Below are 24248 nucleotides of genomic sequence, written 5' to 3'. Positions count from 1 at the left end.
GCAAAAGGCTCTCGACCAGGAAAGCCGGTTCCCGACGAGCGCGACTAGAAGCGATTGAATTTCGCGGGCTCACACCTGCCCAGCGCGCATCAATGCGCGAGCCTGTTCTTGTAGATCCTGCCGTCCTTCATGATCACCACAAAATTCTTCGCGGGATCTTCGACCAGCTTGATGTCGTCGAGCGGATTGCCGTCGACCAGCAGGAGATCGGCGAGCGCGCCCTCCTCGACCACGCCGAGCTTGCCGGGATAGGGATTGCGCAGGCCCGAAAGGCTCAAGAGTTCAGCGTTGGTCGACGTCGCCATCGTCAGCGCTTCGGCCGGCGTGTACCAGCGCGTCAGTGCGGCCAGCATCGAGCCCTGCTTGTCCGCCAATGCCTTCGAGAACAGGACGTCAGTGCCGAACGCGGTCTTGATCTTGTACTTCTTCGCCAGCGCATAGACGCGGTCGGTGCCGGCAACCACCTGCCGCATCTTGTCCTGTTCCGAAGGCCCGAGCGCGGCAGCCATGGACATATCCAGGAACGGCTGCGTGCTGAGCCAGATTCCCTTCTCCGCCATCAGCTTCGCGCTCGCCTCGTCCATGAGATGACCGTGCTCGATGCATCTCACGCCGGCTGCGATCGAGCGCTGGATCGCGACCGGCGTATAGGCGTGCGTGGCGACATAGGTGCCCCAATTGTCCGCGGCCTCGACAGCGGCGCGCAGCTCGGGCTCGGTGAAGGTGGAGACATCGAGCGGACTGAAGGGCGATGCGACGCCGCCGCCCGCCGTGAGCTTGACCTGCGACGCGCCTTGCATCAGTTGCTCGCGCGCGCGCACGCGCACCTCGTCCGGGCTGTCGGCGACCAGGCTGCCGCCGATCAGCTCCATGCGGCTGAGCATGCCGCCGATGGTTCGCGGCAGATCGGTGAGCTGGCGGAAATCGCCATGACCGCCGGTGATGGTGATGATGGCGCCGGACGGATAGATGCGCGGACCGGCGACGAGACCCTCGTCGATGGCCCGCTTGAGGCCGAAACTCGGCCCGCCCATGTCGCGTATAGTGGTGAAGCCGCGCATCAGCGTCGCTGTCGCCTCGCTGGCGGCGAGCAGATTGTTGTAGCCGACATCGCCGAGGGCCGCGGCCGGCGTCGGGCGCACCAGCATCGCGTGCCAATGCGCGTCGATCAGTCCCGGCATCAGCACCCGGCCGCCGCCGTCGATCACCTGACCGGTGGCCGCGATATCGGCGGTCGAAATCTTCTCGATCTTCCTGTTCCTGATCAGGACGTTGGACGCGGCCGAGAGCGTGGCATTCTTTCCGTCGAAGATCCGAACGTCGCGGAACAGGACGGCGGAGTCCTGCTGGGCTTGTAAGGGCAACGGGCTACCGAGGCTTCCAATCGACACAAGCAATGCGGCGGCTCTGAAGAGTCCGGCCGGCGTGGTCCAACCCCACATGTCCAATCTCCACGCAGATCCGGGCGAACGCCAGCCAGCTGACACCGCGGGATGCAGCTATGGATTGATGCCTGCAAACCGCATCGAGTCAATTTGCAACCACAGGGAGGTTTTGCAAATCAGCCATACGGACGCGAAGAGAAGCGTCCCCATCAAGTTGGATAGGCGAATGGGTAAGTGCACCTGTCGCACTCGCGTCGAACTCAAATTAAAACGCACTATCGATTTCGACCCGCCAGCAACGGTAGATTGCAACTTTCTCGCTCGGGAGTACGATCCTGCGCGGTCTACGCGACTTGAGCCGCTGGGCAGGAGGGCTTGCGGTCGTCTGTAGAATTCAAATGACGAGGCGTAACATGGTGGCGCAAACGAGTGACGGACGCATCCTGCTGGCCAAGAAGCTCGGCGGGCTCATCGCAATCATCTTGGGATGCCTGCTGACGGCCGTAGGCGTGACGTTCGAATACAGCGGCATGACTTTCGTCGGCGTGTTGTTGCTCGTCCTCGGAGCCGTCCTGCTGGTGCTCAAGATCATGAGGCGAAATCAGGAACGTCCGTTCTGACAGACGGCAGGCGGTCACACGCCCAGCACGTCGGCGAGCCGCAACTCGTCGGCGGCGGGATCCTTCAAGAACAGCTCGGCCTCGATCTCGTCCAGATGTGACAGCATCTGCACGCGCGCAGCCTGCTTGTCGCGCTTGCGGATCGCGGCGACGATGCCGGCGTGATGATCGGTGCCACAGGCCGGCGTGTCGTGGCGGCGGTAGAGCAGGATGATGAGCGAGGAGCGCGCGATCAGCTCTTTCAGGAAGCCGAGATAGATACTGTGGCCGCTCATCTCCGCGACGAGGCGATGAAACTCGCCGGAGAGCCGGACCGAGGCGCGCGCGTCACCGCGCAGCTCCGCCTCGCGCTCCTCGGTGAGATGTTGCTGGAGGCGGTCGATCCAGGCCGGGGACACCGCATCGATCGCGTGATCGACGATGGTTGGCTCGATCAGGCGACGCGCCTCGAACACTTCACGGGCATCGCCGGGCGTCGGCCGCGCGACGAAGGCGCCGCGGTTCTTCTCGATGTTGACGATGCCTTCATGCGCAAGCTGCTGCAGCGCCGTGCGGACCAGCGTGCGGCTCGCGCCGTAGATCTCGCCGATCTCGTCCTCGCCGAGCTTCGTACCGGGCAGCAGGCGATGCTCGAGGATCGCGGCGGTCACCCCCTCACTGATACGGCTGACGCGATCGCTCGCATCTGGCGCGTCGGATTTCGGGCGAGTCTTGGCGGCCATCAGTTCGAAGGGTTGGGTGTGAGGGCTCGATCGGCGACGTTCGGCCTTGAATGTTAGTCGACGACCTGTATCCAATCACAGGCAAAAGTTTATACAATCCGCGCCCGTTTTGTGTGCAGCGAGACAGACGGGTGCTGGGACGGCCGAAGGCGGCGGATTCGATCTAACGACCTGACTCTGCTGCACAGTTCTGGAATTTAGCCGGCCAAGGGCGGTTGGCACGGACCTTGCGGAGAGACGGGAGCATCGCCCCTCCCTTGGACACGCCATGGCCACTCCCGCCGCCCTCGAACTGGTCGCCGTCACCAAGCGCTACGACACGACGCTGGCGGTCGACACCGTCAATTTGAAGATCCCGGCCGGGACCTATTGCTGCCTGCTCGGCCCCTCCGGCTGCGGCAAGACCTCGACCTTGCGGATGATCGCGGGCCATGAGGCGGTCAGCAAAGGCGACATCATTCTCGGTGCGCAGAACGTGACCGACCTCGAGCCCGCCAAGCGCGGCACGGCGATGATGTTCCAGTCCTACGCGCTGTTTCCGCATCTGACCGTGCTCGACAATGTGGCGTTTGCGCTCAAAATGCGAGGCGTCGACCGCGCGACCAGGCACAGGCGCGCCGGCGAATTGCTCGAGCTGGTGGCGATGACACCCTATGCGGGCCGGCTCCCGGCCCAACTCTCCGGCGGCCAGCAGCAGCGCGTGGCGCTGGCTCGCGCACTGATCACCGAGCCGCAGATCCTGCTGCTCGACGAGCCGCTCTCAGCGCTCGATCCGTTCCTGCGGGTGAGGATGCGCGGCGAGTTGAAGCGCCTTCAGCGCGAGCTCGGCATCAGCTTCATCCAGGTCACCCACGGCCAGGAAGAAGCGATGGCGCTCGCCGACCACATCGTGGTGATGAACCAGGGCCGGATCGAACAGCAGGGCACCGCGCGCGAGATCTTCCACCGCCCCCGCACCGAATTCGTGGCGCGCTTCATCGGCGGCCACAACGTCCTCAGCGACGCCGGAAGCCTCATCGCCGTGCGCGCCGATCAGCTCGGCATCGCGCCGTTCGCCGAGGGCGCGTTCGGCGCGCCGGCGCTGCTGACGCAGACCGAGTACCAGGGCTCCTACATCGCCGTCTCGCTCACGCTCGACGACGGCACCGCCCTGTTCTCCCACCTCCCCGAGGCCGCCTTCGACGTCCACCCGTTCCGTCCGGGCGATCGCGTGCTGGCCACCTGGGATCCCGCCAAGGCGCAACGCCTGCAATAGCGCCGATCGATCACTGGAATGCGCAACAGAGGAGTGACTGATATGACCGAGACCACCAGGACGAAGGGCGTCAGCCGCCGCACGCTGCTCAAGGGCACCGCAGGTCTCGCGGGCCTCGCCGCCGGCTCCGGTGCCATCACCGGCTTCCCCTATGTGAAATCGGCCGATGCGAAGGTGCTGCGCTATCTCGGCACCGCCGTGAACGAAGGCGACGACATCTCCAAGCAGTGCCTCAAGGACACCGGCATCAAGATCGAATACATCACCGCGACCACCGACGACGTCACCAAGCGCGTGATGACCCAGCCCAACTCCTTCGACGTGCTGGACACCGAATATTTCTCGCTGAAGAAGATCGTGCCGTCGGGCAACATCCTTGCCCTCGATGCCAAGAAGATCAAGGAATTCGACAACATCACGCCGGTCTTCACCAAGGGCGAGACGCCCGGCGGCAAGAAGATCGGCGGCCAGGGCACGGCACCCTGGAAGGTGCTCTATCTCGAAGGCAAGGACTCCAAGAAGTTCGCGACGTCGGCGACCGAGTTCGTCACGCTGATCCCGACCGTCTACAACGCCGACACGCTCGGCATCCGTCCCGACCTGATCAAGCGCCCGATCAGCTCGTGGTCGGAGCTGCTCAATCCCGAATTCAAGGGCAAGGCCTCGATCCTCAACATCCCCTCGATCGGCATCATGGATGCCGCGATGGTCGTGGAAGCCACCGGCAAGTACAAATATGCCGACAAGGGCAACATGACCAAGGAAGAGATCGATCTCACCATGAAGGTGATGACCGAGGCCAAGAAGGCGGGGCAATTCCGCGCCTTCTGGAAGGACTTCAACGAGAGCGTCAACCTGATGGCCTCCGGCGAGACCGTGATCCAGTCGATGTGGTCGCCGGCCGTGACGAAGGTGCGCTCGATGGGCATCCCCTGCACCTTCCAGCCGCTCAAGGAAGGCTATCGCTCCTGGGCCTCGGGCTTCTGCGTCTCCAAGGGCGTGTCGGGTGCAAAGCTCGAATGGGCCTATGAGTTCGTGAACTGGTTCCTGTCCGGCTATGCCGGTGCCTATCTCAACCGCCAGGGCTATTACTCCGCCGTGCTCTCGACCGCGAAGGCGCACATGGAGCCGTACGAGTGGGCGTACTGGATGGAAGGCAAGCCGGCCGAGAAGGACATCAAGGCGCCCGACGGCTCGCTGCTCGAGAAGGCCGGCGCAGTGCGTGACGGCGGCTCCTACGAGGACCGCATGGGCGGCGTCGCCTGCTGGAACGCCGTGATGGACGAGAACGACTACATGGTCCGCAAGTGGAACGAGTTCATCGCGGCCTAACGTGATGGACACGTCAGAGGACATCCTGCAACAGGCGTCCCCGGGATTGATCCCGGGGTCGGGCACGGCGCGCGCCGCGAAAGCGACGCGCCTGTCGCCCTCCTTCATCTCCTGGCTCCAGGCCGGGCCGATGATGCTGGTGTTTCTCGCCTTCTTCTTGATCCCTCTGGTCTTCGTCGTCATCGTCTCGTTCTGGGACTACAACGAATACCAGCTGCTGCCGGCCTTCTCCGGCCGCGGCTACACCGACACGTTCGAGGGCTGCATCACGCAACTCCCCGATCTCTGCACCATCGCCAAGACCTATCTGAAGACGCTGAAGCTGTGCTTCCTGGTCTGGGTCATCACGCTCTTCATCGGCTTCTGGGTCGCCTACTTCCTCGCCTTCCACGTCAAGTCCAAGACCTGGCAGATGGGATTGTCGCTGCTCTGCACGATCCCGTTCTGGACCTCCAACGTCATCCGCATGATCGCCTGGATCCCGCTGCTCGGACGCAACGGCCTCGTGAACTCCGGACTGGTCAAGAGCGGATTGATCAACCATCCGCTGGAATGGCTGCTGTTCTCCGAATTCTCCGTGGTGCTGGCGCTGGTCCACCTCTTCACCTTCTTCATGGTGGTGCCGATCTTCAATTCGATGGTGCGCATCGACAAGTCGCTGATCGAGGCGGCCTACGACGCCGGCGCCACCGGCTTCCAGACGCTGGTCAACGTCATCATCCCGCTCTCCAAGCCCGGCATCGTGATCGGCTCGATCTTCGTCATCACCATCGTGATGGGCGACTTCATCACCATCGGCGTGATGGGCGGCCAGCAGATCGCCGCCGCCGGCAAGATCATCGAGACGCGGGTGAACGCGCTGCAATTCCCGGCTGCCGCCGCGAACGCCGTGATCCTGCTCATCATCACCTTCCTGATCATCACCATGATGTCGCGCATCGTCGACATCAAGAAGGAGCTCTAGAGCATGAAGGAGGGACGCCCGCGCTCGTTCTACGTGCTCGCGATCTTCTTCGCGGCCTATGTGCTGTTTCTCTACGGCCCGATGATCGCGATCTACGTCCTCTCGTTCCAGGGCCCGCAGGGCGGCCTCACCTTCCCGATGAATGGCGTGTCGACCTTCTGGATCGCAAAACTGTTCCAGGGCACCGGCATCGTCGATCTCGGCGCGGCCTTCCGCCGCTCGCTGCTGCTTGGCCTGATCGTGATGGTCGTGACCGTCGTGCTGTCGGTCGCCGCCGGCATGGCCTTCCGCCGCAAGTTCAAGGCGCAGAGCATCTTGTTTTACTCGGCGATCGCGAGCCTCATCGTTCCCTCGATCATCACCTCACTCGGCATCTCGCTTGAATTCCGCATCATCGACGACCTGATCAAGGCGCACCGGAACGAGAATTTCGAGACCTCGATGGGCCTGCTGACCTCGGGCTTAGGTGCGCACCTGACCTGGACGCTGCCGTTCGGCCTGCTCATCATGTTCGCGATCTTCAACCGCTTCGATCCCAGGCTCGAGGAAGCCGCGCGCGATCTCGGCGCGACGCCGTGGCAGGCCTTCCGTCATGTCGTGCTGCCAATCATTCTGCCCTCCGTCATCGGCATCGGCCTGTTCGGCTTCACGCTGTCCTGGGACGAGCTCGCCCGCTCCAGCCAGGCGATCGGGGCGGTGAACACGCTGCCGCTCGATCTCCAGGGCCTCACCACCACCGTGACGAACCCCGATATCTATGCGCTCGGCACCGTGATCTCGGCGGTGTCGTTCACCGTGATCGCCCTTGCACTCGGCACCATCCACATGCTCAACAAACGGCAGGCGGCCAAGGGCTCGGATGCCGGCCAAGGGCTTGTCTGACAAGGGGCTTGTCTGAACTGATGCGGCTGCACGTCGTCAATCCCAACACCACCGCGTCGATGACGGCGAAGATCGCCGCTGCAGCACGCAGCGTCGCCCTGCCCGACACATTGATCGATGCGCGCCAGCCCGCGATGGGCCCGGTCTCGATCGAGGGCTTTTACGACGAAGCCTTCGCCGTGCCCGGCATGCTCGGCTGCATCCGCGACGCCGATCGCGACGGCGCCGACGCCCACGTCATCGCCTGCTTCGACGACACCGGCCTCGACGCCGCGCGTGCCGCCGCGAAAGCGCCGGTGATCGGCATCGGGGAAGCCGGCTTCCACATGGCGAGCCTGATCGCGGCGCGCTTTGCCGTGGTGACGACGCTCGGTGTCTCGATCGTGCCGATCGAGCATAATTTGCGGAAATACGGTCTCGCCGAGCGCTGCGCTCGCGTCCGCGCCGCCGAGGTCCCGGTGCTCGCGCTCGAGGAGCGCAATGCCGATGCCCTCGGCAGGATCTCCGCCGAGATCACCGCCGCGGTCCGTGACGATCGGGCGGAAGCCATCGTGCTCGGCTGCGCCGGCATGGCTGACCTCGCCGCCGAGCTCGCCGCCACACATGGCCTGCCCGTGGTCGACGGCGTCGCCGCGGCGGTCACGCTGGCAGAATCACTGGTGCGGCTGGGACTGAAAACCTCCCGGCTCGGGCCCTATGCGGCTCCGCGCTCGAAGACCTATTCCGGACCGTTTTCGCCGTTCCAGCCTTGATCCCGGCTCTTTTCGAGGACCTTCAGGGGTCCCAAGACCAGCTGATTGCTGGTTTTTTGCCGTTAGCCTCTTTTTGGTCCCATTTGTTGCCGAATGGTAACACTTTCGGGACGTCCCGGCGACCTCTGGTTGCCGCACTTCGCCACTCACCAAGTTTCAATTTGGGTTTTGTCAGCGATGATCGATCTCGCCCAGGACAGGCCGTCCAACCCCCTCCTTCGCCTTGGCGCCCAGCCGATTGCGCTGACCGCCGCAGCCCTCCTGCTCCTCATCGCCGGCGTGACCTCGATTGCGATCTGGCGCGCCTCTACCGGTGCAACTCCTGAGACCGACCGGGTGGTGGCGTCGCGGCAGCTCCAGGCCCGCACGGCCCAGGCATCCGAGCAACTCGTCGAGAAGACCAAGGGTCTGGAGGCGACGCAGCAGGAATCGATCGACCAGCTCCAGGTCGTGCAGGACCAACTCCAGACCATGAAGCGCCTGATGGCGGCGCAGCAGGCCGACACCAAGCGCCTGTCCGAACAGGTCACGACGCTGAACGAGTCCATCGACGGCCTTCGGCAGTCCTTTGCCAGCGCCCGGGCCACGGAAGCGGAGACACCCTCGGTTACCCGCAGGAAACCGTCGCGCCGTGTCCACGCCAGCGCCCGCAAGCGTTCGCGCGGCTAGCCGGGTCAGGGCCTGCGACTTAAATTTTTCCACATGTGAACTGGATCACATTCCCCCGTATGATTCCGCGCCATGCTCCCGGTTACCGGATGGCGTGAGCCGATTTCAATGTCCGGGGCTGGCAAGGTCGTTGACGGTATACTGCGTCAACGGCCTTGTTCTTTAGTGGGTCCAGTCTTTTGGCAGATCAGGCTTCCTAGTCTGGCTGAGCCTCGTGGCCGCTATTCGCAGACATCCACGCGGCGGACACGCCAGCCCGACGGCGTCATGACACGCTTCCGCGCGACATAGCAGCCGCCGTAACCGCCGTCGTCGTAGCCGGTACCATAGTAATAGGGGTCGCCGTAGCCGTAGCCGTAATAGCCGCCATAGTAGCCGGCGCCGGCAAGACCTGCCCCGATCGCCACTCCGGGCCAGAAGCCGCCGCCACGCCAGTGGCCGCCATGGCCCCAGCCACCACCGTGGCCCCAGCCGCCGCCACCATGACCGAAACCGCCCCGCGCCTCGGCCGCCTGCGGCGCCGACAAGCCGACTGCCGCGACGGCCAGCGCCGCCATCATCATCTTGCGTAACATCACTCAATCCTCCGCGTGGAGACGTTCCACGCTCAAAGCGGGACCAAGCTAACGTCACCCGCGCCTTCCTGACAGCCTTACTGCCTCACTTCCGCGCGAGCATCAGCAGCCGCGATCGAAGCAAGTGAATCCGAAGGAAGCTGACGCGCGGCGCGCGCGGACCGCTATGCGGCGACCGCCATCTTCTCGGCGGCCCGCGGCTATTCTCAGCCGATCCGCTTCAGGCCTTTCTTGAAGCGCGGGCCGTTGGCCACGTAGAACCTCGCCGCACTCCCCATCTTCTGCACCTGGGCGTCGTCGAGCGTGCGGATCACGCGCGCGGGCGAGCCGATGATCAGGGAGCGTTCGGGAAATTCCTTGCCCTCGGTGATGACCGAGCCCGCGCCGACGATGCTGTTGCGGCCGATCTTCGCGCCGTTCATCACGATCGAGCCCATTCCGACGAGCGCGCCCTCCTCGATCGTGCAGCCGTGCAGGATGACGTTGTGGCCGACGGTGCAGTTCTTGCCGATGACCAAGGGAAAGCCGAGGTCGGTGTGGCAGGTCGAGCCATCCTGCACATTGGCGCCCTCGCCGATCTCGATCCATTCATTGTCGCCGCGCAGCACGGCGCCGAACCAGACGCTCGCACCCGGCTTCAGGCGCACGCGGCCGATCACGGTCGCGGTCTCGGCGATGAAGTAATTCCCGTCGGCGGGAAGATCGGGTGCCTGTCCGTCGAGCTCGTAGATCGCCATGGGGTTCTCCTGTCGCGTCAACCCCAGCCATAGCGAAACGGCGACGCTGAGGCAAAGGGCCGCCGCGCCACGCAGGGGACGCAGAGTATCCCGTGCAACGGAAGCGTCAGACCAGAACGCCGGCGGCGCGTAGCGTCATCAGGAAGAAGGTGCCGCTCATCATGCTCCAGAAGCCGGCGATGACGGTCGCCATCATCACGAATTCGACGCGGCGGCTTTCCACCCGCATGCCACGCAACGTGTTGCGCATGATGATGAAGGGCGCCGCGAAGACCAGGAACGGAACCGCGGCAAACGTCTTCGGCGCCACGCCGTCCTGCAACAGGCCGAAGCCGGCAGGCCGCTGGGCAAACGCCTGGTATCCGTTCACGAGCGCTCCCGCGAGCGCGAAACCGATGCAGATCGAGAACAGAGAATTGAAGGCTTCAGGTGTCATCGGAACGGTCCGCCCTTACGCAACGCCGGAGCCTTCCTGTGACAAAGAGTGCCGGTTAACGCTACATTATCCTTAAGGGAAGGTTAACGTCGGTGGCCGATCCGCGCAGGGCCCTCCCCCGTCCCGGCGGCCGGGAACGCTCCGCGAATTCGCCGCCGCATGGCATATTCGCCGCTGATTCGTCGGCCACCGGCCGACTTCCCGGTTCGACTTGCGCAAGCTCATGACGATGTTTTCGGCAGCTCCCCTTCGGTCCTCCAGGACGCACCCTCGGGCGCATGTCGTCCCGATCGTGCTCGGCGGCATTGCGGCGCTGGGCGCGGTGGCGCTCGTCGCCTATTTGCTGTGGCCGACCTGGGGCTCGGGCGGCGCGAATGCTCCGGACCGGCTGCCGGTGAGCGTCGGCGGCACGCTGTTCAACGTTCCCACGACCGCGATCAGGATGAAGATCCAGCGGCACTCCGGGCCGCAGGAGCGCATCGATCTCGACTTCCTCTACCCTTCGCTTGAGCCGCCGGGCGCGCCGAAACATGTCACCGCCGACACCGTGGAAGAGGCGATGCAACCGATCGACCGTGTCTTCCTCTCGATATCGGCGCATCACGATGCGCTGGCGCCGGAGCAGCGAACAGCCACGATCTATCCGCGCTATCTCGACCAGGCCGCGACCAGTGCGGCGGACGGCCTGACGATGCGGATGTTCCGCGCCGACACGCCCTATGGCAGCGAGGACTTCTATTCCGCGACAAGCCCCGCGCTGACCGCACGCTGCACGCGCGATGCCGCCACGCCCGGCATGTGCCTCTCCGAACGCCGTGTCGGCGGCGCCGATCTCACCTTCCGTTTTCCGCGGAGCTGGCTGTCGCAATGGCGCGATGTCGCCGAAGCGCAGGACAGGCTGTCAGCGCAATTGCGCGGACCGAAGGGATGAGCGCGGATCGCTTTGCGCCGCATTGACCGGCTGATAGGCTCGTCGCCAACAACATCAAGCGCGGCGATCGACGTGACCGATGCAGCAGCAAACCTGCCTCCGGGCGCCCAATTGTTGGGGCGCGAATGGCTCGGCTTTGACGAGGGCGGGCGGGCCTTGATCCGCTTCCAGGCTCAGCCCGCGTTCACCAACAGGCACGGCACGATCCAGGGCGGCTTCCTCGCGGCGATGCTGGACTCTGCCACCGGGATTGGCGCGCTGGCAGCGCTGTCTCCCGACCTGACAGTGGTCACCAGAAGTCTGGATACGCGCTTCCTGAAGCCTGCAGCGGTCGGAGCCATCACGGCACACGCGCGCGTTGTCGAACGGACCGATCGCGATATGGTCGTGCAGGCCGAGCTCGTCGATGCGAACGGCATCACTGTCGCTGATGCCACGGCGCGGCTGCGCATTCTCGCGAAGAAATAGAACTACGGAACCGCGGAGTTAACGTTCGTCATTGCGAGCAGAGCGAAGCAATCCAGAATCCCTCCGCGGAAAGATCCTGGATTGCTTCGCTTCGCTCGCAATGACGGAGAGAGAAACTATTCCTGATCGACGAGATCGTCCTCGAGGATCGCCATCTGGAATTGGAACGAGCGATCATCATCCTCGTCATCGACGAAGAGCACGCCGATGAACTCCTCGCCGATATAGACCTCGGCGGAATCATCCTTCTTCGGCCGCGGCACGACGCGGATCTTGGGATTGCCGAATACGCGCTTCAGATACGCGTCGAGCTTCCTTACTTCCTTGACGTCCACGGCAAGTCTCCAATCGAAATCTGGGTTGGCGGGGTTTTAGGACGAGACGCGACGAACCGCCAGCATGAATTGCCAAAGAATTTGGGGACGAACAGGGCCAGAGAATCCGGCCCTTTTCTCTCGCTCAAAGTCCCATCGCGTTGATCATCTGATCCATGGTGCGCGACGGCTCGGCGCAGCCAGCCTCGCCGACGATCTTGGCGGGCACGCCGGCAACCGTGACGTTGTGCGGCACCGGCTTGACGACGACCGAGCCGGCGGCGATGCGCGCGCAATGACCGATCTCGATGTTGCCGAGGATTTTTGCGCCGGCGCCGATCAGGACGCCGTGACGGATCTTCGGATGGCGGTCCTCGTTCTCCTTGCCGGTACCGCCGAGCGTGACACCGTGCAGGATCGAGACGTCATCCTCGATCACCGCGGTCTCACCGCAGACGAAGCCGGTGGCGTGGTCGAGGAAGATGCCGCGGCCGATGCGCGCGGCGGGATTGATGTCGGTCTGGAACACCGCAGACGCGCGGCTCTGGAGATAATACGCAAAGTCCTTGCGGCCCTTCAGATAGAGCCAGTGTGCGAGGCGATGGGTCTGGATGGCGTGAAAGCCCTTGAAGTAGAGCAAGGGGTCGATGAAGCGCGACGTCGCGGGATCGCGGTCGTAGACGGCGACGAGATCGGCGCGGAAGGCGTTGCCGAGATCGGGAGCCTCGCGCAGCGCCTCGTCATAGGTCTGGCGAACGAGATCACCCGACAGCGCGGAATGATCGAGCCGGTCGGCGAGACGATGGATCACCGAATCTTCCAGGCGACTGTGATGCAGCACCGTCGAGTAGATGAAGGTCGCAAGCTCCGGCTCGCGATGGACGATGTCCTCCGCCTCGCCGCGGATCCGATCCCAGATCGGATCGAGCGTTGCGAGCTTTCCTCCCGGACTGACCTGATGCACTGCCATAGGATCTGCTCTTTCGAATTGGCTCATTTTGCTGGCTCTATACCACAGTCTAGCCGACGAAGTCCCGACGGGCTTGCCTGAGAGTGAACAGTGAGTTGCTCCGCGAAAGCACGCCAACGCCTTGAAACACAACAGTTTCTTCTGACGCCCCCAGGCGGCGAGGTCGGCTCAAAATGGTCAGGGTTTTGCCAAATTCAAGCCGGGCAGCGTCAAACTATTGGTGAATTCCGCCTCGACGGCTGTTGCGGGCATGGTCGGGGAACACGACGGAGCGGATTTGAGCATCACCACCGATCAATTGCGCGCGGGCGCCGCGGGCTCGCTTTGGCTGCGGCTGGCGGCGGTGGGACTGCCCCTCCTCTTGATCGCGCCGGCGTTCTGGAACGGCTATCCGCTGTTGCAATGGGATACCGGCGGCTATCTGGCGCGCTGGTACGAAGGCTATCTGGTCCCGAGCCGCTCCACCGTGTTCGGCCTCTATCTGCACTACGGCGAGAATTTCGGCTTCTGGATCAATCTCGCGGTCCAGTCGCTGGCGACGCTGTGGCTGTTGCAACTGACGCTGCGCGTACTCGGGTTGATGCAGACGTCTCGCTTCGTCGCGATCAGCCTCTGCCTGATCCTGTCGACCGCGCTGCCCTGGCTCGCGAGCATGCTGCTCACGGACATCTTTGCAGGGCTGTCGATCCTGTCCGTGTTCTTGCTGGTCGTCGGCGCGAGCCGGACGTCGGGCCTCGAAAAGATCTCGCTGTTCGTCTTCACCGCCTTTGCCGCCGCAACCCACAGCGCCACACTCGGCGTGCTGCTCGGGCTCTGCGCCGCCGGCTGGATGGGGCGGCCGTTCCTCGGCGCGCGCCTGCCGCTCGCCGGATTGGCGCAGGCGAGCCTCACCATCGTCGCGGGCGGCCTGATGCTGGTGTCGGCAAACCATGCGCTGTCGGGCAAATGGGCCTGGACGCCCGGCGGCTATGGCGTCGCTTTCGGACGCATGATGCAGGACGGTATCGTCGCGCGCTTCCTGAGCGATCATTGCCCGCGCGAGCGGTACAAGCTCTGTCCCTATCGCGACCAATTGCCGGCGACCGCCGACGAGTTCCTGTGGGGCAAGAGCATGTTCAACACGCTCGGCCGCTTCGAAGGCATGAACGACGAGATGGGCTATATCGTCGTGCATTCGCTCGCCGACTATCCGGCGTGGCAGGCCGGCGCGGCGTTGCGGGCGATGGGCCAGCAATTGCTGCATGTGGCCACCGGCGAAGGCACCAGTGTCTGGATCGGGCACACCTACGGCATCATCGAGCGCTACATCCCGGCGCAAGTCGCGCCGATGCGCGCGGCGCGGCAACAGAATCACGGCCTCGATTTCGATCACGTCAACCGGCTGCACGTTCCCGTCGCGCTGGCCTCGATGCTGGCGCTGGTCGGGTTGCTCGCGCATGCGCTCGCGAGTCGCAGGCTCGACGATCTGACGCTGCTGGCGGCAACCGTCACGCTGGCGCTGCTCGGCAACGCCTTCATCTGCGGCGTGATCTCGGGCCCGCACGACCGCTACGGCGCGCGGATGGTGTGGGTCGCGACCTTCGTGGTGCTGATGGCGCTGGCGCGTCGTTTCGGTGACGATTTGCCTGACGACGAGACCTCAGCCGCGGCGTGACAGGAAGTCGAGCACGCCGGTCTTGTAGACCTTGTCGCCGACCGCGCGCATATGGTCGCGGTTGGGGATATCTAGCACTTCCGATCCCGGGATGATGGCGCCGAGCGCGCTGGCGGATCCTGCGACGTCGTCTGTGCTGCCGACCGCGATCAGCACGGGCACGTCGATGCGCGCGGCCTCTTCCTTCGTCATGAGATCGCGGGTGCCGCGCAGACAGGCGGCGAGCGCACGACGGTCGGAACGGGTCTGATCGGCGAAGGCGCGAAACGTGCGGCCGACCGGATCGGTGACGTCGTCGAGCGAGGGCGCCTCCAGCGCCTTTGCGACATTCTCGCCGGGCCCGGTGCCCTCGATTAGGCCGCCAATTCCGATGCCGCCCAGGATCGCCGAGCGCAGGCGCTGCGACTCGTTGAGGGAGAGCCACGCCGTCATCCGTCCGCCCATCGAATAGCCCATCATGTCGGCCTGCGGAATCGCGAGGTGATCCATCAGCGCGAGCACGTCGCCGGCCATGGTCGGGATCGAGTACTGTGCGGGCTCGTAGAGCTTTGCGCTTTCGCCGTGGCCGCGATTGTCCAGAGCGATGACACGGCGGCCGTTCTTGCGCAGTTCCGAGACCCAGGTCGGATAGACCCAGTTCACGTTCTTGCTCGAGGCAAAGCCGTGCACCAGGATGATCGGATCGCCCTCGCCTTCGTCGAGATAGGCAATTTCAACGGCGCCGTTGTGAAAGCTCGGCATCACATGTTCCGCAGTCTTGAGGGGAAAGTTTGATCTTAGAGCATGATCCGGAAAAGTGTGCAGCGGTTTTCCGGCAAGATCATGCCCAAACGATAGCCTGAAGCGTATCGCGCTTCAGGCCGTGAGGGCCCCGTCCGCCAGAGCGGCCTCGGCCGCGGCCTGCGCGCGGCGGAGCCGGCGCGCCCGTCTGCGATCGCACCAGGCCTGGGTCATGCGCTCCGTCGCCGCCTTGATCGAAGACAGCAGGCCGAACAGCGTCAGTGCCGCGCCGAACAGCCAGAGCGCCAGATCGAACATGCCGCCGACGAGCAGCAGGGCGCCGCGGCCGAGCAGCTTCATGATCGCGCGGGTCTTGCCGCCCTGCGCTTCCGCAAGCCGGGCCGCGCGCGCGACGTCCTTCGGGCCTTCGGCGATGCGCAGCGTATCCATGGCGCCGCGCGTGCCGGTCTTTTCGGCAACGCGGGTGACGTCCTTGCCGAGCCGGACCAGCGCACCGGCCTTCTCGGCACGGAACGCGGCCTTGATCGCGCTCGCGGTCTCGCCGGGGCGGAACACCGAACCCTTGGCGACGGCATTCTGAAGCATCGGCGTATCGACCACCTCACGCGCCGACCGGCCGGCCCATGCGGCGAGTCCCTCGCCGAGCCGTCCGACCTTGCGGGCATCCTTCACCAGCGTCAGTCCAGCGCGAACAGGCGCAGCACCGCCAACGGAGACGTAGGTCACGGCCGTCACGGCAAGGCCCGCGGTCGCAAGCCCCAGCACCAGGCGATCGGTGTCCTCGCCCATGGCGAGGTGCTTGCCCTCGCGGACGACGTCCCTGATGTCGCCGATCACGAAGAGATCGCCGGCGACGGTTCCGGACAGGCTCGCGACATCGTCGGCGTTGCCGGTGACGAGGCCGGTGGCGAACCGTTTGGCGAAATGCCGCGTGGAATTTTCTTCCTTGACCGCATCGCTGACGCGGTTGAGGAGGTCGTCGGGCAGCGCGATGTTACGTTCACGCGCCAGCGCGACAAAACTGTCGGCGAGATCAGCGTCGCCGGCGGCGAGCGCGGCCTCGATATTGTCCTGAACCAGGCGGTCGTTCTGCCGCAGCAGCGCATCGAGCTTGAGCTCGGAGAGCGCCGCCGGATCGTCCTGGGCGGAGAGGAGCGCGCCGGCCTCGCGGGCATGCGGCGCTACCTGCGCGAGCATGAAGCTGCATGCTGCAATACCGGTCAACGCCGTGCTGATTCGCAGCCACTTCATGCCAAGAGTCATACCAAGAGTTGTGCCAAGAGCCTGGACGATCCCGAGATCATTGCGCCTGATGGTTCGTCTTTCGTCGCAGTTCCGCTCGTCCAAAGACATAGTATGCCAAAATTGCGACACAACGTCCCCGACGAAAGAAGGGCTTCTCTCGGGCCGCAAGATTGTGTCGAATTTGCATGAGCAAATGAGCATGGGGCAATTGCGAACCTTTCGGTTCCGCTGGACTAGCAATCATCTGCACCCAACAGTATGGTCCGCGGCGCCTCAAAGATGCCGCGTCAGTGTTTGATTGTGTCTGCCGCCATTGCCACTCCAGGATGAACTACGATGTCCGACCATGTCGTCCCGCACTTCCATAACGATGCCGGTGTCCCCGTCATCGAGATCGGCTCGCAAGAGTTCATGTGCGTCGGCGCCAATCCTCCGTTCGATCATCCGCACGTCTTCCTGGACCTCGGCAACGACAACGAGATCATCTGCCCCTATTGCTCGACGCTGTACCGTTTCGCCGCCGACCTGAAGCCGGGCGAAGCCCGTCCGCCGGAATGCGTGCTGAAGGACAAGGTGGCCTGACCGCCTCTCACGGTCAGGGGTGGCGCTCTCCAGAACGATTGTCATCGCCGGTGCCGGCATCGGTGGACTGACGGCCGCGCTTGCGCTCGCAGCCCGCGGCTTCCGCATCGTCGTGCTGGAAAAGGCCGAGCGGCTCGAGGAAGTCGGTGCCGGCCTACAACTCTCCCCCAACGCCAGCCGCGTGCTGGTCGAGCTCGGCCTCACCGAGCGGCTCAAGCGAAGCGCCGTGACGCCTGAGGCGCTCTGCGTCATGAGCGCGCGGGCCGGCGGCGAACTGCTGCGCATGCCGCTTGGCGAAGCCGCTTCCGCGCGGGCCGGCGCGCCCTATTGGGTGGTGCATCGCGCCGACCTGCAATCCGCGCTGGCCGGTGCGGTCTCCGACCATCCCGATATCGATCTGAAATTAGGTGCGACCTTCGAGGATGTGGCGCCCCACGCCAAGGGACTGACGGTCGTCCATCGCAGCGGCACGATACGCCGCAGCGATCTGGCCAGCGCACTGATCGGCGCCGACGGTATCTGGTCGACGGTACGCCAGCATCTGTTTCCCGAGGTGCAGCCGCGCTTCTCCGGCCTGATCGCCTGGCGCGGCACGCTCGATGCCACGCAACTGCCGAAGGATTTTACCGCGCGGCGGGTACAGCTCTGGATGGGTCCGAACGCCCATCTCGTCGCTTATCCGATCGCCGGCGGACGCCAGATCAACGTGGTCGCGGTGCTACCGGGGACCTGGAACAGGCCCGGCTGGAGCACGCCGGGCGACCCGTTCGAGGTGATGGACGCCTTCGCGGCACCGCGCTGGCCATCGGCGGCCAGGATGATGCTCACTGCCGTCGACAATTGGCGCAAATGGGCGCTGTTCGGCGTGCCCGACGGCTGCCCCTGGAGCCAAGGACCGGTCGGCCTGCTCGGTGACGCCGTGCATGCGATGCTGCCATTCGCCGCCCAGGGCGCCGGCATGGCGATCGAGGATGCCGCCGTGCTCGCCCGGCATCTGAGCCTCGAGGCTGCCGAGAGCGCGGCCGGCATCACGGCGGCGCTCAAGCAATATGGCTGCGCGCGGCAGGCGCGGGTGCGGCGGGTGCAGCGGACGGCGCGGCAGCAGGGCCGCATCTATCATCTCGGTGGGCCGTTCGCGATCGCGCGCGATGTTGCGATCCGCGCGCTCGGCCCGGAGCGCATGCTGGCGCGGCAGGACTGGATCTACGGCTGGCGGCCGTGAGGCGGGCGCAATCGTGTCAACTCAGCGAACGGCGCTACCGGATTTCGGGGCGGGCTTGATGTCCGGCCGCTGCGGAGCAGAGGCCGCCGGCGTCGCACCGGGCGGCGTTTCCCGGCACTTGTTGCGGCGCCATGCCTCCTCGGCAAGTTGCGACTGCCCGCGCACCGCGATGTAGTCGTTGCGATAGGCGAGCTCGGACACGACCGCGCCTCCCGCCCCGGTCTCAGCCTTCTCCATCAGCTTCTGCAACTGCTCGGTGCGGCTGGCGAGCGCCTTACGCTCAGCCTCGAGTTGCTTGCAGTCGTACAATTCGTACTTGCCGGGATCGGCAAAGGCCGGTGCGACCGTCTCGGTCATGCTGGCGCAACCGGACAGCGCCGCGCCCGCCGCGAGCAGCGCCAGAAATGCGCCCGAGTCGCGCAGGCGAGAGGAAAACGTAGCAGCCATGCCGGATGAATAGTCCCCGTGGATTGAGAATGCCTAAAGCAACAACAGATGTCCGGATTGAGGCTTTGCCTTGCGCGGCCGGCTCGCTTAAGGAAGAACCGCCCATCCGGCCCGCGAAACGCGCCAATTCCAGACGGCCGGAGGTGGACTTAACTAGTTGATCTCGTTGGATCAAGCGGGCATGGCGGAATTGGTAGACGCAAGGGACTTAAAATCCCTCGGCGCGCAAGCGCTGTGCCGGTTCGACCCCGGCTGCCCGCACCATCGGAGCTGACGGGGCGAGCCTCCGCCCAGAGGCGGACGGCAGACCGGTGCAGTCACGAACCGGCTGGAGCCTGCGCGGGGGCAAGGCGCCGTCCCTTTTCCGGCGGACGCGGCGGCATGCGCTATGACTGCGCACCTTCCGTCTCCAGTCGCTTCGGCACGGCGCGAAGGTCGAGCAGCAGGATCCAGAAACTTGTCAGCGCAATGATGAGGAGGATGAAGCTGCCCTCGAATGCCGTCCCCAGAATCGAGATCAGTGCCGGAAAGGCGAGACCGACGGCGAGGAACGCTGCAAGTGACAGGGCCGGAAGATCGACGACGAGGATCGCGGCATAAAGCGCGAGCTCGAAGAAGGCATATTCCTTGAGGCGCGGCGAGCTGAGATAGAGCGCAAACATCGCGAATACCGTGATGCGCATGGCGACGCGCGGATGATCCATCAGCCAGCGATCCAGTCGCACAAGAAGTGATCCGCCTGCCTGCGCTGGCTCGCTCGTGACCATGCGCAGGATGGACAAGGCGAACGGCACCAGCACGAGCGCGAGCGCTGCGAATGCATAGGTCGCGAACGTCGCCGCCTTGCTGTCACCGAGGCCGGCATGATCCATGAGGTCGCGCGCCGCCAGCAGCAGCGACGGATTGATCTCGAAGAGATCGACGAGATGCTGGTCGGGGATCTTTCCGCTCATCGCCAGCTGCCAGCTTGCGAACAGGTCGGGGTATATCAGCCGCGATATCAGGATCGGCAATGCGAAGCTGAACGCCGCAATCGCGATCAGCGTGAGCTTGCGGCTGCGCGGTAGCGGCAGGAAATAGAGCGCGGCCAGCACGGGAAAGAACACCAGCTTGAACGATGTCACGAGGCCGAGCAGCGCGGCGCCGGCGAGCCGCAACGGAAAACTGCGGTCCTCAGGCGTGTCGGACACAGACGGAGAAAGCAGAAACCTCAGCGCAATCGCGGTCAGCATGCCGCTCAGGATCGCGAAATTGCCGGACGCCTGCACCCATTCGAAACCGACGAACGCGCCGAGCGTGCAGAGCACCCTCAGCGCAACATCGCGCGCGCTCGGGCGCGTTCGGCCAAGACCGGGCAAGAGGAGCCCGCAGAGCACGGCGAGGACAGGAAAGATGCCCTTGTAGTGATCGACCAGAAGTCCACCCGCGCACAACGGGCGGAAGACATCCAGCGTCACCGGCAGATAGGGATAAGAGAGCTTGGTGCCCTTCAGGTTCTTGACGAAATAGGGATCGAGCCCGCTGGCATACGCATCGACCGCCGCGCAATTGACGCGGGTGTCCCAGCCATATTTCATATCGAGCACGGCGTCGTTGGCGAGATTGCCGAGCACCAGCAGTGCGGTCAGTGCGATCAGGCAGGCGAGCCAAAAGTTCCGCCGCGAAGCCATGTCGGCCGAGGGTTCCAACCATCGTGCTGCACCGGTGACGTCGGACACAATCGGATACCTTGTTTGGCCAGGTTTCTCCCGGCGCCAACGCGGCGCCAGGCCGTGCCACCATGGACAGGATGGGTTGCGGATTCATCTCCCCTGTGCGTTGCGCTCGCGCTTATGGTGAATCCCTGGTTGCCAGCCGTCCGTCTGGACGGCAGGGAACCGGTTCCCTGTCGCCGCGACCGCCAGATCAGCCGCGCCAGCCCTACCGCGACGAGCGGACGGCAAGCCAGGCGTCGAGCGCTTCGCGCGTGTCCCGTGTCGCCGCCATGCGTGCGAACTGCTCGCTCTCGATGGCGAGGCCTTCCGAAATCGAGACGTTGAGGCCCCGCGTAGCGGCAGTGATGACCCGGGCGACCGCCAGGTGCGAATGCCGCGTGATGCGGCCTGCCAGCGCGAAGGCTGCGTCCAGGAGCTGCCCGTGCGGCACGACCTGGTTGACCAAACCGATCTCATGAGCCCGTTGTGGTGAAAAGGAAACTCCTGTCAGGAGATACTCGAGCGCCCGCTTCCGGCCTGCGAGCCGTGGCAGGCGCTGCGTGCCGCCGAAGGTCGGCGTGATTCCGATCGCGATCTCGGGCTTGGCGAAGCTCGCCCGCTCGCTCGCCACGGCGAGATGCACGGCCTCCGTGATCTCGCAGCCGCCGCCGAAGGCGATGCCGTTCACGGCGGCGATGATCGGCTTCGGAAACGCCTCCATGCGCGCCGTCATCGCCTGCCCGCGCCGTACGAAGGCCTTTACCGCCGCGTCCGGCCCGCATTTCACGCTCTCCGAGAACTCGGCAATGTCGGCGCCGGCCGAGAAGGCGCGGTCGCCCGCCCCGGTCAGGATCACGGCGCGGATATCGGCATCGTCCTCGATACGATCGAGGAGCGCCATCAGACGGTCGACGAGGGCGTAGCTCAGCGCATTGAGCTTGTTCGGGCGATTGAACGTCAGCAGCGCGACAGCGCCTCGCGTTTCGGAGAGTATGAGATCGGACAAGTGCAGGCTCCTTCCAGGTCGAATTCCAGGTCGAACAGGCGCGGAAGTCAGCCACAGCGATCTTGTCGTGTATACTCACTAGGCAGTATACATTGGCGATGTCAGGCAAAGGCGACACCACGCGCGAGCAGATCGTCATCGCGGCGACGCGCCTGTTCTATGGCGAAGGCATCAGGGCGGTGAGCATGGACGCGGTCGCCGAGAAGGCCGGCGTCACCAAGAAGACGCTCTATTATCACTTCACCAGCAAGGACGAGCTCGTCGCCGAGACCATCGCGGCCAGGGACCAGCCGACGCTGGAGCTCTATATGCGCTGGTTCGCCGAGACCGAGGGCACGGTGGCCGACAAGGTCCGCGGTCTCTTCACAAGGCTCGGACGCTCCGTGGATACGCCCCGATGGCGCGGCTGCGGATTCCTGCGCACCATCGCCGAGCTCGCAAACACGCCGGCACATCCCGCGGTCAAGGCCGGCGCGGCGCACAAGAAGCGTTTTGAAGCGTGGCTCGAAACCGAATTGCGCGGGCATGGCGTTGCCGGTGCACCGGCGCTCGCGCGCCAGCTTGTGATCCTGCTCGACGGCGCCACGACCGTGATGCTGATCCATCGCGATCTCGACTATGTCGACACCGCGGGACGCTTGGCGCTCGGCCTGGTCGAGCAGGCCCGTAGCGCACGATGATGGACGAGGCAGCCCTTCCCGAGCCGGCGACATCACCAATTCTTGTGCACCCGCCTGTCAGCCATCCCGAAACATGGGTTGTGCGACGCAGCATAACCGATAGAAAAGCCTCTGATTTTCAGAGGTGAGCTTTGTCCGACGTCAATGCCGACGATTGGGTGTCCTCGGGACACCGGCCTATGGGTTTTCCAGAATTCGTCATCGTGATCGCTTCCATCATGGCGCTGAATCCGCTTGCGATGGACATGATGCTGCCGGCGCTGCCCAACATCGGGGCAGCCTTCGCCATTCCCAACGCCAACCATCTTCAGCTGGTGCTCTCGACCTTCCTGATCGGCTTCGGCGCCGGCCAGTTCGTCATGGGCCCGTTGTCGGACCGCTTCGGGCGCCGCCCGGTGCTGCTCGGCGGCATGGCGGTCTATGCGGTGGCGAGCGTGCTGGCGGTCGCCGCGCCCTCGTTCGAGACGCTGCTGCTGGCGCGCGCGCTGCAAGGGCTCGGCACGTCGGCAACGCGCGTGATCGCGACCTCGATCGTGCGCGACTGTTATGTCGGCCGCCGGATGGCGAGCGTGATGTCGCTCGCCATGATGGTGTTCATCGCGGTGCCCGTGATCGCGCCCTCGTTCGGGCAGGCGGTGCTGCTGGTCACGCAATGGCGCGGCATCTTCGTCGTACTGATGCTCTACGGGCTGCTCGCGCTTGCATGGAGCGTGCTGCGGCTGCCTGAAACTCTTCCCGAGTCCGAACGCAGGTCGCTGGCGCCCGCAGACGTGCTCTCGGCGTTCCGGCAGACCGTGACCAACCGCCAGACCATCGGCTATGCGACGGCCGCCGGCAGCGTGATAGGCGCGCTCTTTGCCTATGTCTTCTCAGCGCAGCAGGTCTTTACCGGCGTCTATCATCTCGGCCATTATTTCCCGATTGCCTTCGCCGCGATCGCGGCCGGCACCGCGATCGCCGGTTTCCTCAATGCGAAGCTGGTCGGACGGCTCGGCATGCGCGTGATCTCGCACGGCGCGCTGACACTCTACACCGCGGTTGCGGGCGTGATGCTGCTGACGGAAAGCCTCGGCATGCTGCCGCTCTCCTTGTTCATGGTGCTGTCCGCCCTGATGATGTTCTCGTTCGGCATGATGGTCGCGAACTTCACCGCGCTGGCCATGGAGCCGCAGGGCCACATCGCCGGCACCGCCTCCTCGCTCTACGGCTCGATCACGACGCTGATCGGCATCGTCGTCGGCATGGCGATCGGGCAGAGTTTTGACGGCACGCTGCTGCCGTTCTCGGTCGGCTTCTTCCTGTCGACGCTGGCGGCGCTTGCGATCGTGCTGGTGGTGGAAAAAGGACGGCTGTTCAAGCCGCATCATCGTCCCATCGCATGAGGAACTTCCCGGCCGCATCGATGTTGTACTGCAGCAATTCGAAAGGCCGCCTCATGGAACCGGAACATCGCGAAGACAGCACCACCCCGGATCGGGCGGAAACGGAACGCCCGACGTCGGGCGCCGACCGAACTGCGTTCACTCCCCCCTTCGCGAGCGAAGGCCTCGAGCGAATCCGCGACAGCCACTGCTGAGCGCAAAGCCTAGTCCGTCGGGCGCCTGCTGGCGCTGAAGTCCTGCGCGGCGCTCTCGGGCGTCGCGCTGCTCGTTCGCGGTGGCACGATCAGCACGACCACGTCCCGCGTCAGGCCGGGCTTGCCCCATAGCGTCGCCTGCACGGTGAACTGGCGTCTGACGAAATGCTCGGCGCGCGCGGACACCGACTCCATCCACCTGCCGCAATAGTCCTGGCCGCTGAAGCAGAGCGCGGCCCAACCGCGATCCAATGTCGTCTTTCGCGGCATGCCCCACGTGTACTTCGTCGTCCGTGAAGAATGCGGATTGATCTGAGAAATAAGCAGAATTTGTCTTGATGTAGTATTCGATTTTGCAGGAAAGCGGGGTGTTGGACCTCGCTTTCTTG

27 protein-coding genes and 1 tRNA gene are annotated in these 24248 nt (G+C 64.6%); 15 read left to right on the top strand and 13 right to left on the bottom strand.

Features of this window, described 5'->3' with window-relative positions; translation table 11 throughout:
- Positions 1-89: 89 nt before the first annotated feature.
- Positions 90-1442 carry an amidohydrolase family protein gene (locus tag CT676_RS37220; RefSeq protein ID WP_135216642.1) on the bottom strand — a complete coding sequence of 451 codons (1353 nt, stop codon included), beginning with the start codon at positions 1440-1442 and terminating at the stop codon, positions 90-92.
- Between the two features lie 356 nt (positions 1443-1798).
- Between CT676_RS37220 and CT676_RS37215 the strand changes: the two genes are divergently transcribed.
- Entirely contained in the window at positions 1799-2005 is a 207-nt protein-coding gene (locus CT676_RS37215; RefSeq protein ID WP_063982481.1) for a hypothetical protein, read from the top strand.
- Positions 2006-2019: 14 nt separating this feature from the next.
- On the opposite strand, the gene CT676_RS37210 is transcribed toward CT676_RS37215, so the two are convergent.
- Positions 2020-2727 carry a GntR family transcriptional regulator gene (locus CT676_RS37210; RefSeq protein WP_135216641.1) on the bottom strand — a complete coding sequence of 236 codons (708 nt, stop codon included), beginning with the start codon at positions 2725-2727 and terminating at the stop codon, positions 2020-2022.
- Between the two features lie 268 nt (positions 2728-2995).
- Between CT676_RS37210 and CT676_RS37205 the strand changes: the two genes are divergently transcribed.
- The 6 genes from CT676_RS37205 to CT676_RS37180 all read left to right on the top strand — a co-directional run bounded on the left by CT676_RS37205 (position 2996) and on the right by CT676_RS37180 (position 8581).
- Complete coding sequence (locus CT676_RS37205) at positions 2996-3982, top strand: ABC transporter ATP-binding protein (RefSeq protein WP_135216640.1); 987 nt, start codon at positions 2996-2998, stop codon at positions 3980-3982.
- Between the two features lie 42 nt (positions 3983-4024).
- A complete protein-coding gene (locus tag CT676_RS37200; protein WP_028150047.1) occupies positions 4025-5314 on the top strand; it encodes an extracellular solute-binding protein in 1290 nt (429 codons plus the stop codon).
- A 4-nt stretch (positions 5315-5318) separates the two neighbouring features.
- A complete protein-coding gene (locus tag CT676_RS37195) occupies positions 5319-6278 on the top strand; it encodes an ABC transporter permease (RefSeq protein WP_135216663.1) in 960 nt (319 codons plus the stop codon).
- A gap of 3 nt (positions 6279-6281) precedes the next feature.
- A complete protein-coding gene (locus CT676_RS37190; RefSeq protein ID WP_135216639.1) occupies positions 6282-7160 on the top strand; it encodes an ABC transporter permease in 879 nt (292 codons plus the stop codon).
- A 20-nt stretch (positions 7161-7180) separates the two neighbouring features.
- Positions 7181-7912: an aspartate/glutamate racemase family protein gene (locus CT676_RS37185; RefSeq protein WP_135216662.1), complete on the top strand. Its 732-nt coding sequence runs from the start codon at positions 7181-7183 to the stop codon at positions 7910-7912.
- A gap of 177 nt (positions 7913-8089) precedes the next feature.
- A complete protein-coding gene (locus tag CT676_RS37180; protein ID WP_135216638.1) occupies positions 8090-8581 on the top strand; it encodes a hypothetical protein in 492 nt (163 codons plus the stop codon).
- A 221-nt stretch (positions 8582-8802) separates the two neighbouring features.
- Here CT676_RS37180 and CT676_RS37175 read toward each other — a convergent pair whose 3' ends face one another.
- The 3 genes from CT676_RS37175 to CT676_RS37165 all read right to left on the bottom strand — a co-directional run bounded on the left by CT676_RS37175 (position 8803) and on the right by CT676_RS37165 (position 10329).
- Complete coding sequence (locus CT676_RS37175) at positions 8803-9156, bottom strand: hypothetical protein (protein ID WP_135216637.1); 354 nt, start codon at positions 9154-9156, stop codon at positions 8803-8805.
- Between the two features lie 206 nt (positions 9157-9362).
- Positions 9363-9893 carry a gamma carbonic anhydrase family protein gene (locus CT676_RS37170; RefSeq protein WP_028150041.1) on the bottom strand — a complete coding sequence of 177 codons (531 nt, stop codon included), beginning with the start codon at positions 9891-9893 and terminating at the stop codon, positions 9363-9365.
- Positions 9894-9999: 106 nt separating this feature from the next.
- Positions 10000-10329: a hypothetical protein gene (locus tag CT676_RS37165; RefSeq protein WP_014494286.1), complete on the bottom strand. Its 330-nt coding sequence runs from the start codon at positions 10327-10329 to the stop codon at positions 10000-10002.
- 223 nt (positions 10330-10552) lie between these two features.
- Here CT676_RS37165 and CT676_RS37160 point away from each other — a divergent pair, with 223 nt between their 5' ends.
- Together CT676_RS37160 and CT676_RS37155 are read left to right on the top strand one after the other, a co-directional pair.
- On the top strand, positions 10553-11260 hold the full coding sequence (locus CT676_RS37160; protein WP_135216636.1) for a hypothetical protein: 708 nt from the start codon (positions 10553-10555) through the stop codon (positions 11258-11260).
- A 12-nt stretch (positions 11261-11272) separates the two neighbouring features.
- Positions 11273-11728, top strand: coding sequence for a PaaI family thioesterase (locus CT676_RS37155; protein ID WP_244623397.1), 456 nt, complete (start codon positions 11273-11275; stop codon positions 11726-11728).
- Between the two features lie 116 nt (positions 11729-11844).
- Here the strand turns inward: CT676_RS37155 and CT676_RS37150 are convergent, their stop codons facing one another.
- Together CT676_RS37150 and cysE are read right to left on the bottom strand one after the other, a co-directional pair.
- Positions 11845-12063 (bottom strand): DUF3126 family protein, encoded by a 219-nt coding sequence (locus CT676_RS37150; protein ID WP_007602550.1) that lies wholly within the window; start codon positions 12061-12063, stop codon positions 11845-11847.
- Between the two features lie 124 nt (positions 12064-12187).
- Entirely contained in the window at positions 12188-13012 is an 825-nt protein-coding gene (cysE, locus tag CT676_RS37145; RefSeq protein ID WP_014494283.1) for a serine O-acetyltransferase, read from the bottom strand.
- 277 nt (positions 13013-13289) lie between these two features.
- Here cysE and CT676_RS37140 point away from each other — a divergent pair, with 277 nt between their 5' ends.
- A complete protein-coding gene (locus CT676_RS37140) occupies positions 13290-14666 on the top strand; it encodes a hypothetical protein (protein WP_167768293.1) in 1377 nt (458 codons plus the stop codon).
- On the opposite strand, the gene CT676_RS37135 is transcribed toward CT676_RS37140, so the two are convergent.
- Both CT676_RS37135 and CT676_RS37130 read right to left on the bottom strand, forming a co-directional pair.
- Positions 14652-15407, bottom strand: a complete 756-nt coding sequence (locus CT676_RS37135; RefSeq protein WP_135216635.1) for an alpha/beta hydrolase — start codon at positions 15405-15407, stop codon at positions 14652-14654. The genes CT676_RS37140 and CT676_RS37135 overlap by 15 nt on opposite strands.
- Positions 15408-15521: 114 nt before the next feature.
- On the bottom strand, positions 15522-16658 hold the full coding sequence (locus tag CT676_RS37130) for a hypothetical protein (protein WP_135216634.1): 1137 nt from the start codon (positions 16656-16658) through the stop codon (positions 15522-15524).
- Positions 16659-16988: 330 nt separating this feature from the next.
- Here CT676_RS37130 and CT676_RS37125 point away from each other — a divergent pair, with 330 nt between their 5' ends.
- A complete protein-coding gene (locus CT676_RS37125) occupies positions 16989-17234 on the top strand; it encodes a zinc-finger domain-containing protein (protein ID WP_008562814.1) in 246 nt (81 codons plus the stop codon).
- Positions 17235-17253: 19 nt separating this feature from the next.
- Positions 17254-18456 (top strand): FAD-dependent monooxygenase, encoded by a 1203-nt coding sequence (locus tag CT676_RS37120; protein ID WP_135216633.1) that lies wholly within the window; start codon positions 17254-17256, stop codon positions 18454-18456.
- A gap of 21 nt (positions 18457-18477) precedes the next feature.
- Here the strand turns inward: CT676_RS37120 and CT676_RS37115 are convergent, their stop codons facing one another.
- Entirely contained in the window at positions 18478-18903 is a 426-nt protein-coding gene (locus CT676_RS37115) for a twin-arginine translocation pathway signal (RefSeq protein WP_135216632.1), read from the bottom strand.
- Between the two features lie 175 nt (positions 18904-19078).
- Between CT676_RS37115 and CT676_RS37110 the strand changes: the two genes are divergently transcribed.
- Positions 19079-19167 (top strand) — tRNA-Leu (locus tag CT676_RS37110).
- A 122-nt stretch (positions 19168-19289) separates the two neighbouring features.
- Here the strand turns inward: CT676_RS37110 and CT676_RS37105 are convergent.
- On the bottom strand, positions 19290-20573 hold the full coding sequence (locus CT676_RS37105; RefSeq protein ID WP_244623395.1) for a hypothetical protein: 1284 nt from the start codon (positions 20571-20573) through the stop codon (positions 19290-19292).
- A 250-nt stretch (positions 20574-20823) separates the two neighbouring features.
- Positions 20824-21603, bottom strand: a complete 780-nt coding sequence (locus CT676_RS37100) for a crotonase/enoyl-CoA hydratase family protein (RefSeq protein WP_135216630.1) — start codon at positions 21601-21603, stop codon at positions 20824-20826.
- Between the two features lie 98 nt (positions 21604-21701).
- Between CT676_RS37100 and CT676_RS37095 the strand changes: the two genes are divergently transcribed.
- Positions 21702-22283, top strand: coding sequence for a TetR/AcrR family transcriptional regulator (locus tag CT676_RS37095; protein WP_063982468.1), 582 nt, complete (start codon positions 21702-21704; stop codon positions 22281-22283).
- Between the two features lie 131 nt (positions 22284-22414).
- Complete coding sequence (locus tag CT676_RS37090; RefSeq protein WP_071912578.1) at positions 22415-23665, top strand: multidrug effflux MFS transporter; 1251 nt, start codon at positions 22415-22417, stop codon at positions 23663-23665.
- Positions 23666-23868: 203 nt separating this feature from the next.
- Here the strand turns inward: CT676_RS37090 and CT676_RS37085 are convergent, their stop codons facing one another.
- Complete coding sequence (locus CT676_RS37085) at positions 23869-24111, bottom strand: hypothetical protein (protein ID WP_343287562.1); 243 nt, start codon at positions 24109-24111, stop codon at positions 23869-23871.
- Between the last annotated feature and the right edge of the window lie 137 nt (positions 24112-24248).

Source organism: Bradyrhizobium sp. MOS001, assembly GCF_004634465.1.
GTDB lineage: Bacteria > Pseudomonadota > Alphaproteobacteria > Rhizobiales > Xanthobacteraceae > Bradyrhizobium > Bradyrhizobium barranii.
The sequence above is the reverse complement of the archived record's forward strand: the minus strand, read 5'-3'. Positions and strand labels throughout refer to the sequence as shown.